This window comes from Streptomyces sp. NPDC031210, from assembly GCF_055570395.1.
On record NZ_JBVIHH010000001.1, the window covers coordinates 668,250 to 682,568 of the forward strand.

At 70.8% G+C, this 14,319-nt stretch carries 15 protein-coding genes; 4 read left to right on the plus strand and 11 right to left on the minus strand.

Annotation, left to right across the window (positions count from 1 at the left end; translation table 11 throughout):
- Positions 1-6: 6 nt before the first annotated feature.
- Positions 7-1,299, minus strand: coding sequence for an ABC transporter substrate-binding protein (locus tag ACZ45Z_RS03090; protein ID WP_468355087.1), 1,293 nt, complete (start codon positions 1,297-1,299; stop codon positions 7-9).
- 321 nt (positions 1,300-1,620) lie between these two features.
- Here ACZ45Z_RS03090 and ACZ45Z_RS03095 point away from each other — a divergent pair, with 321 nt between their 5' ends.
- On the plus strand, positions 1,621-2,727 hold the full coding sequence (locus ACZ45Z_RS03095; RefSeq protein ID WP_468355090.1) for a LacI family DNA-binding transcriptional regulator: 1,107 nt from the start codon (positions 1,621-1,623) through the stop codon (positions 2,725-2,727).
- A gap of 107 nt (positions 2,728-2,834) precedes the next feature.
- Positions 2,835-3,269, plus strand: a complete 435-nt coding sequence (locus ACZ45Z_RS03100; protein WP_468355093.1) for a VOC family protein — start codon at positions 2,835-2,837, stop codon at positions 3,267-3,269.
- On the opposite strand, the gene ACZ45Z_RS03105 is transcribed toward ACZ45Z_RS03100, so the two are convergent.
- The 4 genes from ACZ45Z_RS03105 to ACZ45Z_RS03120 all read right to left on the minus strand — a co-directional run bounded on the left by ACZ45Z_RS03105 (position 3,193) and on the right by ACZ45Z_RS03120 (position 6,751).
- On the minus strand, positions 3,193-4,029 hold the full coding sequence (locus tag ACZ45Z_RS03105; RefSeq protein ID WP_468355096.1) for an ATP-binding cassette domain-containing protein: 837 nt from the start codon (positions 4,027-4,029) through the stop codon (positions 3,193-3,195). The two genes, ACZ45Z_RS03100 and ACZ45Z_RS03105, sit on opposite strands and share 77 nt — an antisense overlap.
- A gap of 204 nt (positions 4,030-4,233) precedes the next feature.
- The gene (locus ACZ45Z_RS03110) at positions 4,234-4,689 is read right to left on the minus strand and encodes a spore-associated protein A (RefSeq protein ID WP_468355099.1); all 456 of its coding nucleotides are present in this window, start codon (positions 4,687-4,689) and stop codon (positions 4,234-4,236) included.
- A 264-nt stretch (positions 4,690-4,953) separates the two neighbouring features.
- Entirely contained in the window at positions 4,954-5,808 is an 855-nt protein-coding gene (locus ACZ45Z_RS03115; protein ID WP_468355101.1) for a lysozyme, read from the minus strand.
- Between the two features lie 262 nt (positions 5,809-6,070).
- Entirely contained in the window at positions 6,071-6,751 is a 681-nt protein-coding gene (locus ACZ45Z_RS03120) for a transglycosylase SLT domain-containing protein (RefSeq protein WP_468355104.1), read from the minus strand.
- A 521-nt stretch (positions 6,752-7,272) separates the two neighbouring features.
- On the opposite strand from ACZ45Z_RS03120, the gene ACZ45Z_RS03125 reads away from it, so the two are divergent.
- Positions 7,273-7,461 carry a hypothetical protein gene (locus tag ACZ45Z_RS03125; protein WP_468355107.1) on the plus strand — a complete coding sequence of 63 codons (189 nt, stop codon included), beginning with the start codon at positions 7,273-7,275 and terminating at the stop codon, positions 7,459-7,461.
- Between the two features lie 119 nt (positions 7,462-7,580).
- Here the strand turns inward: ACZ45Z_RS03125 and ACZ45Z_RS03130 are convergent, their stop codons facing one another.
- From ACZ45Z_RS03130 to ACZ45Z_RS03150, 5 genes are all read right to left on the minus strand, one after another.
- Positions 7,581-8,330 carry a transglycosylase SLT domain-containing protein gene (locus ACZ45Z_RS03130; RefSeq protein WP_468355109.1) on the minus strand — a complete coding sequence of 250 codons (750 nt, stop codon included), beginning with the start codon at positions 8,328-8,330 and terminating at the stop codon, positions 7,581-7,583.
- Positions 8,331-8,760: 430 nt separating this feature from the next.
- Complete coding sequence (locus ACZ45Z_RS03135) at positions 8,761-9,660, minus strand: alpha/beta fold hydrolase (RefSeq protein ID WP_468355112.1); 900 nt, start codon at positions 9,658-9,660, stop codon at positions 8,761-8,763.
- A 170-nt stretch (positions 9,661-9,830) separates the two neighbouring features.
- Positions 9,831-11,072, minus strand: coding sequence for a beta-ketoacyl-[acyl-carrier-protein] synthase family protein (locus ACZ45Z_RS03140; protein ID WP_468355115.1), 1,242 nt, complete (start codon positions 11,070-11,072; stop codon positions 9,831-9,833).
- Positions 11,069-11,302 (minus strand): acyl carrier protein, encoded by a 234-nt coding sequence (locus tag ACZ45Z_RS03145; protein ID WP_468355118.1) that lies wholly within the window; start codon positions 11,300-11,302, stop codon positions 11,069-11,071. Before ACZ45Z_RS03145 ends, ACZ45Z_RS03140 begins: the two co-directional genes overlap by 4 nt.
- A 345-nt stretch (positions 11,303-11,647) precedes the next feature.
- Positions 11,648-12,106, minus strand: coding sequence for a MarR family winged helix-turn-helix transcriptional regulator (locus ACZ45Z_RS03150; protein ID WP_468355121.1), 459 nt, complete (start codon positions 12,104-12,106; stop codon positions 11,648-11,650).
- Between the two features lie 132 nt (positions 12,107-12,238).
- On the opposite strand from ACZ45Z_RS03150, the gene ACZ45Z_RS03155 reads away from it, so the two are divergent.
- A complete protein-coding gene (locus ACZ45Z_RS03155; protein ID WP_468355124.1) occupies positions 12,239-12,649 on the plus strand; it encodes an organic hydroperoxide resistance protein in 411 nt (136 codons plus the stop codon).
- 30 nt (positions 12,650-12,679) lie between these two features.
- Here ACZ45Z_RS03155 and ACZ45Z_RS03160 read toward each other — a convergent pair whose 3' ends face one another.
- On the minus strand, positions 12,680-13,960 hold the full coding sequence (locus tag ACZ45Z_RS03160) for an MFS transporter (RefSeq protein WP_468355127.1): 1,281 nt from the start codon (positions 13,958-13,960) through the stop codon (positions 12,680-12,682).
- Between the last annotated feature and the right edge of the window lie 359 nt (positions 13,961-14,319).

Genomic DNA, 14,319 nt, shown 5'->3' on the forward strand with positions numbered 1-14,319 from the left:
CGGACCTCAGCTCATCCGCAGCAGGCGGTCGCAGTCGGCGACGGCGCCGTCCAGCGCCGCCTTCGGCGACTGCTCGCCCCGCACGGCCCTGGCCACGGCGTTGCGCAGCAGGGTCTTCATCTGGTCGCTGAGCAGCACCGGCGTGTAATTCACGGCGTCCTTCAGGGACTTGGCCGAGGCGACCCGCACCCGGGTCGCGTCGGTGCCGTCCTCCTCGGTGAAGTACGGATCGTCCAGCGAGCCCTTGGTGCTGGGGAAGATCGTGACCTCCTTGGCGAAGGCCATCTGGTTCTTCTTGTCGGTGACGAAATGCGCGAACGCCACGGCCGCCGGCTTGACCGCGCTCCGGGCGTTCACCATCAGGCCCTGGACGTACATGTTGGCCTTGCCGGTGTTGTTGACCGTGTCCGTGATGCCGATGTTCCGGTACAGGCCCGGCGATTCCTTCTTGAAGTTCTCCAGGTCGAGGGCGCTGCCGGGGTTCATGGCCACCGACTGCTGCTGGAACTTGCGCCCGGCCGACTCCGCCTTCGCCGTCAGCGCCTGCGAGTCCAGCGCGCCCGCCGCGTACAGCTCCTTGTAGTGCCGGAGAAGTTCGACGCCCTTCGGCTCGTTGAACGTGAACGCGGTGCCCCGCGCGTTCATCAGCCGCACGCCATAACGCCCGAAGTCCTCGATCGACGGCGTGCTCGCCAGCATCGCTATCTTCCGGCCGCTCTTCTTCGCCATCGACACGGCGTCCGCGAAGAGCTGGTCGTACGTCTTCGGCGGTTTCTCCGGATCGAGCCCGGCCTTCCTGAAGAGTGCCTTGTTGTAGAACATCGGCCCGGTGTTCAGATACCAGGGGAAGGCGTAGACGCCCCGCATTCCCGGCATCCGGTGACTCTTCCAGGCGCCGTCCAGATACTCGCCGCGGTATTGGCCGGCCGCCTTTTCCAGGTCAAGTGCCATGCCGGCCTTCGCCAGCGGGTAGGCGAGATCGGGGGAGACGTTGACGACATCGGGCAGGGTGCCGCCCGCGGCATCGGCGCTGAGCTTTTCCGGATAGCCCTCAGCCGGCTGATCCACCCATGTGACCTCGGCATCCGGATACTTCTTCTCGAAGTCCGCGATGACGCCCTCGAAATAGTCCTTGAAATTCGCCTTGAGGTTCCACGTCTGGAATCTGACCTCGCCCTCCACCTTCCCCGAGGCGCTGTCGGAACCACCGGAGCCACCCGAGGCCCCGCACGCGGTGAGCGAGAGTGCCGACGTGACCAAGGCCGCGGTGGCGGCTGCCGCTCGGCGGGATATACGCATGACTGGCAGGCTCCTTCGCTCGGACCAGAAACATGGCGAAAACGCTTGGTGGCGAGGTTTTGCAGACGCTACTAATGCGTTTTAGTGAGTGTCAACACCTCGTACCGGAGCGGGCATCGAAAATCCGCCGCAGCGCGCCATCCGCACACGATCCGCACACCGCCCGAAGGCCGTTTGACAGGCGCCGGGACGCTGATCAAACTGGCCGCACTAATGCGGTTTAGTCAACGGTCCCCGGGAGTGCCGCGCCCCCCACCTCGCACTCCGCCCGCACCCCGCGCCCCCCCCGCGCCCGCCCCACCCCCGAGGAGAGCCCCGCCGATGACACCGCCCGGTGAGGCCGCCCGCCGCAAGCCGGCGCGCCGGCCCACGATCAAGGACATCGCCCGCCGGGCCGGAGTGTCCGAAAGTGCCGTCTCCTTCGCGCTCAACGACCGGCCCGGCGTCTCCGCCGACACCCGTGCCCGGGTACGCGGCGTCGCCGAGGAACTCGGCTGGCAGGCCAACAGCGCCGCCCGCGCCCTGTCCGGCGAACGCGCCGGCTGCGCCGGCCTGGTGCTCGCCCGACCCGCCCGGACACTGGGCGTGGAGTCCTTCTTCCTCCAACTCGTCTCCGGCATCCAGGAAGTGTTCTCCGCGCGGAAGGTCGCGCTCCTCTTCCAGGTGGTCGAAGACCTCGACACCGAGTGCGCGCTCTACCGCCGCTGGTGGGCCGAACGACGGGTCGACGGCGTCCTCGTGGTCGACCCCCGCACCGAGGACCCCCGGCCCGCCCTCCTCGCCTCCCTCGGCCTGCCCGCCGTCGCCATCGGCGGACTCGCCACCCCCGGCCCGGACGCGGCGCAGCCCCCGCTCTCCACCGTCTGGGCCGACGACTCCAAAGCCATGGCCCGGGTCCTCGACCACCTCCACGGCCTCGGCCACCGCCGGATCGCGCACGTCGCCGGAATGCCCGGACTCGCCCACACCGAACGCCGGATCCGCTCCCTGCGCACCGAAGCGGACCGGCGCGGCCTCGATGCGCGGCAGGTCCGCTCGGTGACCACCGACTACTCCGACGCCGAGGGCGCGGAGGCCACCCGCCGCCTCCTGGACGCGCCCCGGCCGCCGACGGCGATCATCTACGACAACGACGTGATGGCCGTGGCCGGCGCCTCGGTGGCGGCCGGCCGGGGCATCGACGTACCGGGCGCCCTGTCGATCGTCGCCTGGGACGACTCGCCGCTCTGCCGCGTCACCCACCCCCGGCTGACCGCCCTGGTCCGCGACACCCCGGGCTTCGGCCGGCTCGCCGCCGAGGAACTCCTCGCCGTACTCGACGGCGGCCCGCCGCGCACCGTCCAGGGCGAACTCCCGCACCTGGAGGCGCGGGAGAGCACCGCCGCGCCGCGGCCCGAGCGGGCGGGCGCCCGGCGGGCGAAGCCGTGACAGCCGCGGCGGATCATGCCTACGATGAGGGCACGGCATCGCGCGTCGGTCACCGGTCGGGTGAAGCGTGGAGGTGCCCGTGAGGTGCCCGTTGGAGGCATTCCACAGTGTCAGTAGAGTTGAACCACACCATCATTTCCGCCCGGGACAACCGGGCCTCCGCCGAGTTTCTGGCGAACCTCCTGGATTTGCCGGTCGGCGAGGAATGGGGACCCTTCATTCCGGTCGCCACGAGCAATGGCGTCACCCTGGACTTCGCCACCGTCGACCCGGCCTCCATCACGCGGCAGCATTACGCCTTCCTGGTGTCCGAGGAAGAATTCGACGCGGCGTTCACCAAGATCAAGGACGCCGGGATCGAGTTCTGGGCCGACCCGCGGCAGCAGCGGGCGGGCGAGATCAACTATCACCACGGCGGCCGCGGCGTGTATTTCCTCGACCCGTCCGGCCATGCCATGGAACTCATCACGCAGCCCTACGGAACCCCCGAGTCGGCCCGCCGGGAGTCGGCCCGCCGGGAGCCGTCCACCGCCCACGGCTGACCTCCCGCTCCTTCCCCGCCCTCCCGCCGGGCGGCGGCTCCCACCGGGAACCGCCGCTCCGTCCCGCGCCGCCCTTCTGGCGCGGGACCGGCGGCGAACCCTCCGCCGGCTGGAACTGCCCGCGCTGAAGTTCGTACCTCGCACGGAAACCGCCCGGCGCGGCAGGGGCCATCAGCCCCTCGAACGTGCCGTGTTCGGCGATGCGCCCGCGCTCCAGGAGGTAGATCAGGTCGGCGTGGCGCACCGAATGGAGGCGGTGGGTGATCAGAACGATCGTCTGCCCTTCGGCGGCCAGATCGCGGATCTTGGTGAACACCTCCTGCTCGGCCTCCGCGTCCAGCGCCGCCGTCGGCTCGTCGACCACCAAGATCTCCCCGGCCCGGTAGCGGGCGCGGGCGATGGCCAGCTTCTGCCACTGGCCGCCGGAGAGATTGTGGCTGCCCTTGTAGCCACGGGCGAGCAGGGTGTCCAGGCCGTGCGGCATCTCCCGGACGACGTCCTGGGCATCGGCGTACCGCACCGCGCCGTCCAGCCGCGCCTCCGTCAGCGGTGCGTCGGCCCGTCCGACGGCGATGTCGGCACGCGCCGTGAACGGCCAGCGGAAGTAGTCCTGGCCGACCGTCGCCGCGTGCCGTGACCAGGCGAAGTCCTCGCGTAACCGGCCGCCGAACAGTAACCGCTCGGACTCCGAAGCCGGCCGCCCGTCACCCGCTCCACTCTCCGCGTCGTCCCCCGCACCGGTGTCGGTTCGCGTGCCCATGTGTCCTCCTCGCCCCGCCCACTCGGACGGATGCTCGGGGAAACGACGCCCGTGCGGGTGCGTTACGGCCGGCGAGGGACGGATTCTCGCTCGCGTGTTCGCGTCGGGCGGGGGTGGACCGCGCGTGGGGGGCGGTGTCGCCATGACGAACGGCGGGCCCCGGGCGTGCTGCCGGGACCCGCCGTTGCGCCGTCACCGCCGGTGTCAGTGGTGCGTGACGACTCCGGCCGCCATCCGGCCGCAGTTGGAGCCGGTGACGCTGACGCCGACGGTGCCGATGGTGCCGCCCCAGTCCACGCACACTCCCTTCGCCGCCAGATAGACCGGGCCGGCGTAGGAGGTGTAAAGACCGCTGTCCCAAACGGCGTCGGAACTTCCGTCGGTCGGCGCGAGATAGGTGTGCATGTATACCGGCGAACCGACAGTGTTCCGCACCGTCACCACACAGTTCTTTCCGGTCGTGGCGCTGTACGTGAGATACACGGTCCCTTTTCCGGTGACCGGCACGGAATTCACTACGCTGTAGCCTTTTCCGCACGCCCCGTTGTAGGTGGCGGTGGCGCTCGACGGAGCGGCCGAGGCGGTCGTGGCCGTTGCCATTGTGGCGATTCCGGCCACGGCCAGCACTGCGGATCCTACGATGGCACGTGAACGCTTCATGGGAATACCCCCGTTGGGTGGTCTGCGCCGCGTGGTCATTTCGAAGCGTTAGACACGGGCGGTCCGGGGATGGTTGTACGCGAGCCGGGGAATTTCCGTGCCACCCCCCGGACGCCCGACCGGATTTCCTGGCGAAGAAGGCCCCCGTAAAGGGAGTTGTCCCACGTCAGGACGAATTCCCCGGGCGCGGCGGCGGCACGGGAAAACGGCCGGTCCCGCGCCTGCTCCTGGCGCCGGGACCGGCCGTGGCGGGTGGACCGGGGGTCAGCCCCGGGCGAGGGCCTTGAGCCGGCTGTACGGGCCGTTGAAGCGGTTGCGGTCACCGACCGGCGTGCCCGAGGACGTGTGCTGCCAGATGCTGTGGAAGCGCCAGCCGGCCGGCAGCGGGCCGACGGAAGAGGCGTAGCGCGGAATCCACAGCGGGTGCGTCCGGCCGAACCTGCCCGAGTTGCCGGTGCACTGCTTCCACCAGTTGGCGGACGTGTAGATGACCGCGTTCCGGCCGGTCTCCGCCCGGTAGGCCCGGAAGAAGTCCGCGATCCAGCGGACCATCGCCGCGTGGCTCTTGCCGTAGCAGGTCGCGCCGTAAGGGTTGTACTCCATGTCGAGCGCGCCGGGCAGCGTCCTGCCGTCCTTGGACCAGCCGCCGCCGTGGCCGGCGAAATACCTGGCCTGCGCGGCCCCGCTGGAGTGGTCGGGCAGCGCGAAATGGTAAGCGCCGTGGATCATGCCGGCGTCGTAGGCCCCCCGGTACTGGCGGGAGAAGTGCGGGTTCTTGTAGTTGGTGCCCTCCGTGGCCTTCACGTACGCGAAACGGACGCCGCTCTTGCGCAGGGACGGCCACTCGACATGACCGTTGTGGCTGGAGACATCGACCCCGGCCACGGTCTTCGACGTCGCCCGAGGCTCGGAACCGGCGGCACGGTCGACACCTTCATGGGCGGCGATGGTGGAACCCATCCAGTCCCGTTCGGGGTGGGCCGGTCCCCTTCCCGCGTCGGCCGCCCCAGCGCTTCCGGGCAGCCCGAGGGGCAGTGCGAGCACGGAGAGAAGAGAAACGAGAGTTCCGGCCGCAAGAGAAGGGGTGCGGCGGGCCGGACCGGATCTGCGCAAGGGCATCGCGTGCCTCCGAAGGACTCGGTTGGGTCAGATTCGGCAGCTTTTGAGCAGAATCCTGCCGATAAGGAGACTTATACGCTCAGATGCCTGGCTTCAATAGGCAGTGGGCGGTCAGTCCTCCGTCCGGCGGGGGCATCTCACCCAAGTGGCCCGCGCGCACGCGAAAGCGGGCCCCGGCATTCCGGGACCCGCTCTCCTCACGTCGCGGCGAACGCGCCGCTGCGCTCCTGCCGGCGCCTGCGCGCCACTCCGTCTGTCGGTGTCAGTAGGCGGAGTTGACGTTGTCGATGGAGCCGTAGCGGTGGGCCGCGTAGTTGGCGGCGGCGGTGATGTTGGCGACGGGGTCGACGAGGTTATCGGCGGTGCCGGCGACGTGGTAGGTGTCGAAGGTGGGCTGGATCACCTGGAGGAGGCCCTTGGAGGGGATGCCGTTGATGGCGTTGATGTCCCAGTCGTTGACGGCGTTGGGGTTGCCGCTGGACTCGCGCATGATGTTGCGGTGGAGGCCCTCGTAGCTGCCGGGTATGCCCTTGGCCTTCATGATGTCCAGGGACTGGCGGATCCAGCCGTCCAGGTTGTTCGCGTACTTCTTGGCCGTGACGGCCTTGGGGGCGAGGGCCCCGCGCTCCGTGGAGCGGTTGGCGGCCTGCTGGGCGGTGTGGCCCTGCTTCGCGACGGCGGTGACCTTCAGGCGGTCGGCGACGGACGCGGTCACCTTGTCGCTCGTGCCGGTCTGCGCACCCTCGGCCACGGCCTTCGCGGGCAGGCCATTGGCGCTGACGGGCTGCACCGCGGCCGGCGCGTGCGCCGAGACGGCCTGGGCCTCAGCGGGCCCCGCGGTCAGGCCCAGGGCGGTGGTGGCGCCCGCGGCGGCCAGAACGGCCGTCGCGACCTTGTGGGTGCGGGTGACGCGGGCGGAGCGGAGCAGGGTGAAGCTGGGCATGCAGGGTGACCTCTTCCAGGTGCGGGGGAGGGGAGCGGCCTTCGGCGGCGCGGGGGGACCGAGGGTCTGGCCGCGCTCGCCCGTCTGGGCTGAGGTCGCCGGCTCGTGCTCGGTGCTACCTGGACCATGGTTAGCGGTGGTTCCGGTTCGTGGCAAAGACCCCTTGTACTACCGCTCTTCGTGCAATGACCCGAGATGTCCGAGTTGACCGCTCTGTCATGGGTCGGCCCCCGCGGCGCGCCCACTAAGCGGCCTCGTAGGTGACGTACGTCCTGTGCGCGGCATCACCCGGCGACGGCTTCGACCCCCCGTCGGCGGCGCGCTCAAGTTGCCTGGCTCACACCCGGATCGAAACGCGGATCGCGTACGCGCGAAGGCGGTCCGGTGTGGTCCGCGTTACGCAATTCGGCGGTGCCGCTGCCCCGTTCGCAGCAGCATCGGGGCTGTCGCATGGCCGCGCGCCGACGCGTCGCGGAGTGTGAGGACCGCAAACCGTCAACCCTCACCGTAAGGAAGCGCACATGTTCCGTCGTATCGCCGTCCTTGTCACCGGCCTTCTCGTCGCCGGATTCCTTGGCGCCGGTGCCGCCGCCGCGGCGCCCGCCGACAGCCCGGATAAGCTCACCGCGAAGGACAAGGCGGGGCTGCGCGTCGCCGGCGAGGTGCTTCACGAAGTCCTCGGCGGATTGGTGTTCACCCGCGGCGCCTGACGCCCGGTCGGCGACGTCCCACGCCAACGCCGATGGCCCTGCCCGCGAATGCGGGCAGGGCCATCGGCGTCACCGGGGCGAATTCACCGCGGCTCTCGGCATTTCTCCGTCTGTCGGTGTCAGTAGGCGGAGTTGACGTTGTCGATGGAGCCGTAGCGGTGGGCCGCGTAGTTGGCGGCGGCGGTGATGTTGGCGACGGGGTCGACGAGGTTATCGGCGGTGCCGGCGACGTGGTAGGTGTCGAAGGTGGGCTGGATCACCTGGAGGAGGCCCTTGGAGGGGATGCCGTTGATGGCGTTGATGTCCCAGTCGTTGACGGCGTTGGGGTTGCCGCTGGACTCGCGCATGATGTTGCGGTGGAGGCCCTCGTAGCTGCCGGGTATGCCCTTGGCCTTCATGATGTCCAGGGACTGGCGGATCCAGCCGTCCAGGTTGTTCGCGTAGCGCGGGGCCTTGGGGGCGGCCTTGGGCGCCGCCTTCGGAGCGGCCTGCTGAGCGGCCTTGGGCGCGGCCTTCGGGGCGGCGAGGGCCTTGCGCTCCACGGAGCGGTTGGCGGCCTGCTGGGCGGTGTGCCCCTGCTCGGCGACGGCGGTGACCTTCAGGCGGTCGGCGACGGACGCGGTCACCTTGTCGCTCGTGCCGGTCTTCGCATCCTCGGGCGCGGCCTTCGCGGTGACGGGCAGGCCATTGGCGCTGACGGGCTTGACGGCCGACGGCGCGTGCGCCGCGGTGGTGGGGGCGTCACTCGGCGCGGCGGTCAGGGCCAGGGCGGCCGTGCAGCTCGCGGCGGCCACCATCGCCGCGGAGATCTTGTGCGTGCGGGTGACGCGGGCGGAGCGGGCGGAGCGGAGCAGGGTGAAGCTGGGCATGCGGAGTGACCTCTTCCAGGGTGGTGGCGTGGCGGGGAGGCGGCCTTCGGTGGCGCGTGTGAACCGAGGGTCATTGCCGCGCTCGCCTCTCTGGCTGAGGTCGCAGGCTCGTTCTCGGTGCTACCCGGAACATGGTTAACGGGCGCCCTGGATGCAGGCAAAGGTGCCCTGTACTACCCCTCTTCGTGAGATGGGGCGAAATGACCGGTATAAGACGCTTGTTTCGCGTGTGGGCCCCGAGTGCCCTCCACTAAGCGGCTTCGTACGTGACGTACGTCCTGTGCCCGGCATCACCTCGCGGGCACGGCGAAGCCCCTCCCCGGGGCCTGAGAAGTGGTCTGGCTCACGCCGGGGAGAGGCTGATTCCTCGCTGTCGTGCGGCTGCCCCTATAGAGGGCGGATATGCGTGTTCGGTTGCGTCGCCTCGGCCTCACACAAGAGCCGGCCCGATGACCGACGCCTCCTCGCGGGCGACGGGGCAGAGGCCGGGCGCCGAGCCCAGCGGCCCGTCGGTGAAGAAGCGGGCCGCGAGGTCGGCGACCGCCTCGGGGCGTTCGAGCACCACCCAGTGGTCGGCGTCGGGAATCGTCAGGAACCGGCTGTCGCCGATGCCGGCCGCGAAGTCGCGCTGCCGGGCCGGTGACGTCACGGTGTCGTGCTCACCGCTGAAGACGAGGGTCGGTACGCCGCTCAGACCGCCGGAGAAGTCCGGGCGGTCCGACATGGCGCGGCTCAACGAGTCCACCGCGTGCGGCGAATTCAGGGCCGCGTGCAGCATCGAGCGCCTGACGTAGCGGTACGCCAGCTTGCGGCGCGTGACGTGCCGGGTCTCGTCGAGGCACATCAGGCCCTGGGCGACGAGGGTGGCGAAGGTCTCCATGTCACCGTGCGCCAGACGGTTGGCGGCCCGCCGCCAGTACTCCCACTGCCTGTCGCTGATGTGCGCCGGGACGCCGCCGAGCACGAGGCGCGCGATGCGCCGGGGGAAGCGCCGGGCGAAGGTGTAGGCCAGTCCCGCCCCGTAGGAGAAGCCGAAGAGGTTGATCCTTGCCACACCGAGATCGTCGATGATGCCCGCGATGGCCCCGCACAGGACGTCCATGCTCGGCCCGGGCGGCAGGGGGGCGGCGCTGCCCATGCCGGGCAGGTCGGCGGTCACCACGTCCGCCACCAGCCCCACATGATCTTCCATCTGCGGCCAGCCGTACATTCCTTGCAGGGCGCCTCCAAGGATCATGACGGGTTCGGTGCTCCGGTCCCGCTGCCGCAGCAACCGGTAGGAATAGGGCACCCCGCTCACCGACAAGGAGCGGATCGTTTCCTCGGGCATGGCTGTTTTCCTTCTCGGGAGACCGGCTCCTCGGGGGAGACCGGCGGGGACGGGCTGTGCCGGAGGGGTGGGCCCGGCCCCGGCCGTCACCCTCGCCGGCGGGGTTGCGCGCGGGATCCGGTGGGACGGCTGGAACGAAACCGGCGCGACGGGCAGCGAGCGGGGGACGGTCAGCCGCGGGTGAGGACCAGTGCGGCGTTGTGACCCCCGAAGCCGAGCGACGTTTTGACCGCGCAGTCGAACGTCGCCGGCCGGGCCTCCTCCCGCACGATCTCGATCGGGATCCGCGGATCCGGCACGTCGAGATTGGCGGTCGGCGGCACTAGCTGATGCTCCAGGGCGAGCACGGTGAGCGCCGTCTCGATGCCGCCGGCGGCGCCCAGCGTGTGGCCGGTCATCGCCTTCGTGGACGTGACCAGCGGACGGTCGCCGAGCACCCGCTGCAGCATGGTGGCCTCGATGAGGTCGTTGACGACCGTCGACGTGCCGTGCGCGTTGACGTGTCCGACGTCGGTGGCCCCGACGTCCGCGTCCGCCAGCGCCGTACGCAGCGCCCGCTCGATGCCGTTGCCGTCGGGATCGGGCGCCACGGCGGCGAAGGCGTCACTGGACGCGCCGTATCCGCTGACGTACGCGCGAACGGCCGCCCCGCGGGCCCGGGCGTGCTCGGGACGCTCCAGGACGAGCAGGCCGGCGCCCTCGCCGACGACGAAGCCGTCACGGCCGGCGTCGAAGGGACGGCAGGCGGCCGCCGGATTCTCCCGGCGGGTGGAAGCCGCCTTCATCTGGCAGGCGCTGGCGATCAGCAACCGGGACAGGACCGATTCGGCACCGCCCGCGATGGCGATATCGCAGACCCCCGCGCGCAGCATCTGGTGGGCGGTGCCCAGCGCGACGGTGCCGGAGGAGCAGGCGGTGGCCACGCCGAGGCTGGGGCCCTGGGCGCCGAGGTCCATGCAGACGCTGCTGGCCGCGCTGTTGACGACGGTCAGCGAGGCGAGCTTGGGGGAGACGCGGCGCGCGCCACGGCCGGCCATGGCGACATGCTGCTGGTCGTAGAACGGCAGGCCGCCGTGCGCGGAGCCGATGACGACCGCGACGCGGCCGGCGTCCCAGGTGTCGGTGTCCAGCCCGGCGTCGCTGATCGCCTCCCGGGCGGCGATCACCGCGAGCTGGGAGAAGCGGTCCATCAAACGCTGCGTGGCCACCCCCAGCACCTCGGCGGTGTCCAGGCCGGCGATGGTGTACATGAAGTCGCAGGGCAGATCGGCGAGTTCTTCCTGCCGCGCCACCCCGCTCGGCACCCGCTCCTGGGTGAGGGTGTGCCAGGACGCCTTCGCACCCACGCCCGCCGCGCTCACCAGGCCGAGCCCTGTCACCGCGGCGTGGAACGGCTTCCGGCGGGCCGTCACGCGGCGACTTTGCCGTCGACGGCCGACACGAGCTGACCGACGGTGTCCCGCGACGTCAGCGCGACCTCTTCGAGGTCGACGTCAAGATGTTCCTCGATGAGCACCCGCAGCTCTTCCAGGGCCAGGGAGTCCATGCGCAGGCTGCGGAGCGGGGCCGTGTCCGTGATCTCGACCGAGGCGACTCCGAATCGTTGGACCAGCAAGGTGTGGACAACTTCTGCCGCATTCACGTGGCGCTCCTCCGCTTGTCGTAGGCGATGCTGCCAACCGCGTCCTGGCACGTGCTCACCGGCGGCCCCGGCTGGTTCGGCCAATTTATACGCATTCGTCCCGCAGACACCCCAACCTTCGTCGCTCGATGGGGTGATGGGCGCGTCGGGGTGTGCGAGGGCGCACGCGCCCGGAGCGTGTGCGCCGCGGAAGGCATCTGCCCGTCCTAACGCCCCGGCCGCACGGGAAGGTACGGGGCGGACGCCGACGGACCCGGGACTCGGGGCCCGAGTCCGCGGTCAGGTGGCGTCGCGGAGTATGGGCGGGCCCGCGCCAGGCGTCGCCGAGGGCGTGCGCCCGCCGTGTCAGGACTCGTCGAGGGAGTGCGTCACCCGTCCCAACAGGCCCCGGAGGGTGCGGAGTTCATCGACCGTCAGGCCGGTCGCGGCCAGCATCCTGCGGGGGACGGGCAGCGCCTGCTCGCGCAGGTCCTCGCCGGCGGCGGTGAGCTGGATCGTGACCGACCGCTCGTCCTCGGTACTGCGTTCGCGGCGTACCAGGCCGGCGGCCTCCAGTCGTTTGAGGAGGGGGGAGAGGGTGCCGGAGTCCAGGCGCAGCCGCTCGCCGATGCTCTTGACGGGCTGCGGGCCGTATTCCCAGAGGACCAGCATGACCAGGTATTGGGGGTAGGTCAGGCCGAGATCCTTGAGCGCGTCCCGGTAGACGCCGCCGAAGGCGCGCGAGGCGGCGTGCAGCGAGAAGCACACCTGGTGGTCCAGGCGGAGCAGCTCGGTGTCGGATACCGGAAGTCCTGACGTGGTCATGGGTCCAGGTTAACGCGTCACGCCTCATTAAGTTGTGGGCAACTTGGTTGCGCACAATTTAAGAGTGTGCAATGGTTGGGGCCATCGGGCGGCCGGTAACCGGCGGCCCCGCTACCGAAGGGGAAAAAACCGATGGACGCGTTGTACACCGCTGCCGCCACCGCCAACGGCCGCGAGGGCCGGGCCGTCAGCTCCGACGGGCAGATCGACCTGCCCCTGGCCATGCCCCCGGCACTGGGCGGCAATGGCGCGGGCACCAACCCGGAGCAGTTGTTCGCCGCCGGTTACGCGGCCTGCTTCGCCAGCGCGATGAGCAACGTCGGCCGTCAGATGAAGATCGACACCAAGGACGTCTCGGTGACTTCCGAGGTCTCCATAGGCAAGGACGACACCGGTTTCGGCCTGGCCGTCGTCATGCGGGTCGAGCTGCCGGCCGCCCTGGAGGGCGAGACCGGCCGCCGCCTGGTCGAGGCGACCCACGCCTACTGCCCCTACTCGAAGGCCACCAAGGGGAACATCGACGTCGAGCTCGTCATCGAGTAGGACCGAGGTCGGTCTGGGGCGGGAGGCCGGTCACCGGGGTGAGGTCGCGGTGACCGGCCCCCCTGACGCTTCCCCGCTCCCTTTCCCTTTCCGTCCGCTGCTTCCGCTGCTTCCGCTTCCCTCCGCGAACCGTCGCCCTCGTACGCACAGCAGCGCCACCGCGCAGGCCGCCACGCCCGCCGCGCAACTGACGCCGAACGCCGCGCGGAACCCGTACGCCTGTGCCAGCGGCCCGGCGGCCACGGCGCCCAGGCACTGGCCGATGATCAGGCCGGACCCCAGGAACGCCATGGCCTCGCCCATACGGGCATCCGGCGCCACGCGTTCGCCCAGGCCGAAGACGGCGATCAGGTGCGGGGCCACCGCCGCCCCGATCCCCGCGATCACCAGCACCGCGCCGACGAAGCCGTCCACCGCGAGCAGCGGCAGCACCAGCAGCGTCTGCGCCACGATCGCGAGCCGCAGCCGGACCGTGAGATCCAGCCGCCCCGGGAGCGCCGTGGTGGCGAGACCCGCGAGCGCGCTCGTCACCGCCATGCCGCCCCACACGAAACCGGCCATGCCCGCATCGCCCAGGTGCTTGGCCAGCGCGCTGACCCCCGCGTTGGCGCCGCCCCAGATGACCCCCTGCCCCAGCGCCATGGTGAACAGCGCGAGCAGCGCCGGCGACAGCAGCCGTACGCCCGCCACCGCCCGGCCCGCTTGGACCGGCCCCGGGGCCGTCGGATGTACCGCGAACAGCACACCGAACACGGCGCTGAGCGCCGCCGCCAGCAGCAGTCCCGCCGTGGGATGGACCAGCACGACGACCGTCGCCGCCAGGGCCGGGCCCGCCATGAAGCTGATCTCGTCGATGGTGGTGTCCAGGGAGAGCGCGCGGCCGGTCAGGGCCCTGCCGTCCGGACGGGAGGCGGTCAGCGCGATCCACCGGGCCCGGGACAACGGCCCCACCTGCGGCATCGTCACCCCGACCAGACCGGCCAGGACGGCCTGCGCCACGGTCGGGAGCCCGCCGAGCACCGATCCGACCAGCGCCGCGATCGCCGCCGCGTTCGCCAGGGCCGCCGTCACAATCACCGGTGTATGCCCCCGGCGGTCGGCCAGCCGCCCGATCGGCGTCCCGCCGACGGCCTGCCCCAGCCACAGCATGCCCGCCACGACCCCGGCCCGCCCGATGCCGTCCAGCTCGGTCAGCATCAGCAGGGTCCCGATCGGGCACAGCGCGGCGGGCAGACGCGCCAGGAACGAGAGCACCGGCAGCCGGACGCCGGCCACGCCGAAGACCGCACGAAAACCCGCGAGCGCGGACACGGAACCCCCCGAGGAACGAATAGCCCCAGTAGATCGCCACCTTCCGGGCACGACCAGGCACGTGTCATCCGAAGGCACGCCCCGCCGGACTCGTGCCGTATGGAGGAACGCCCAAGGCGCTGGGGCGCAGCGCACTAGGTTCGTGCGCATGACCGTGACGTCGTAAGAAACCTTCCTGCGCGCCTACCATGCTGAGCGTCCGTCAGTGACAGCGGAGGCGGCGGCCGGCGACCTGGCCACCGCCGTACGGGAATTCCGAGGTGACGCCCGCCTGGCCGTCCTCCACGGGAACGCGTCGAGGACCCGCGCCGCGCCACCGGCCAGGGGGTCGGCGCACCTCGCCAACGGCCCCGGGCCCG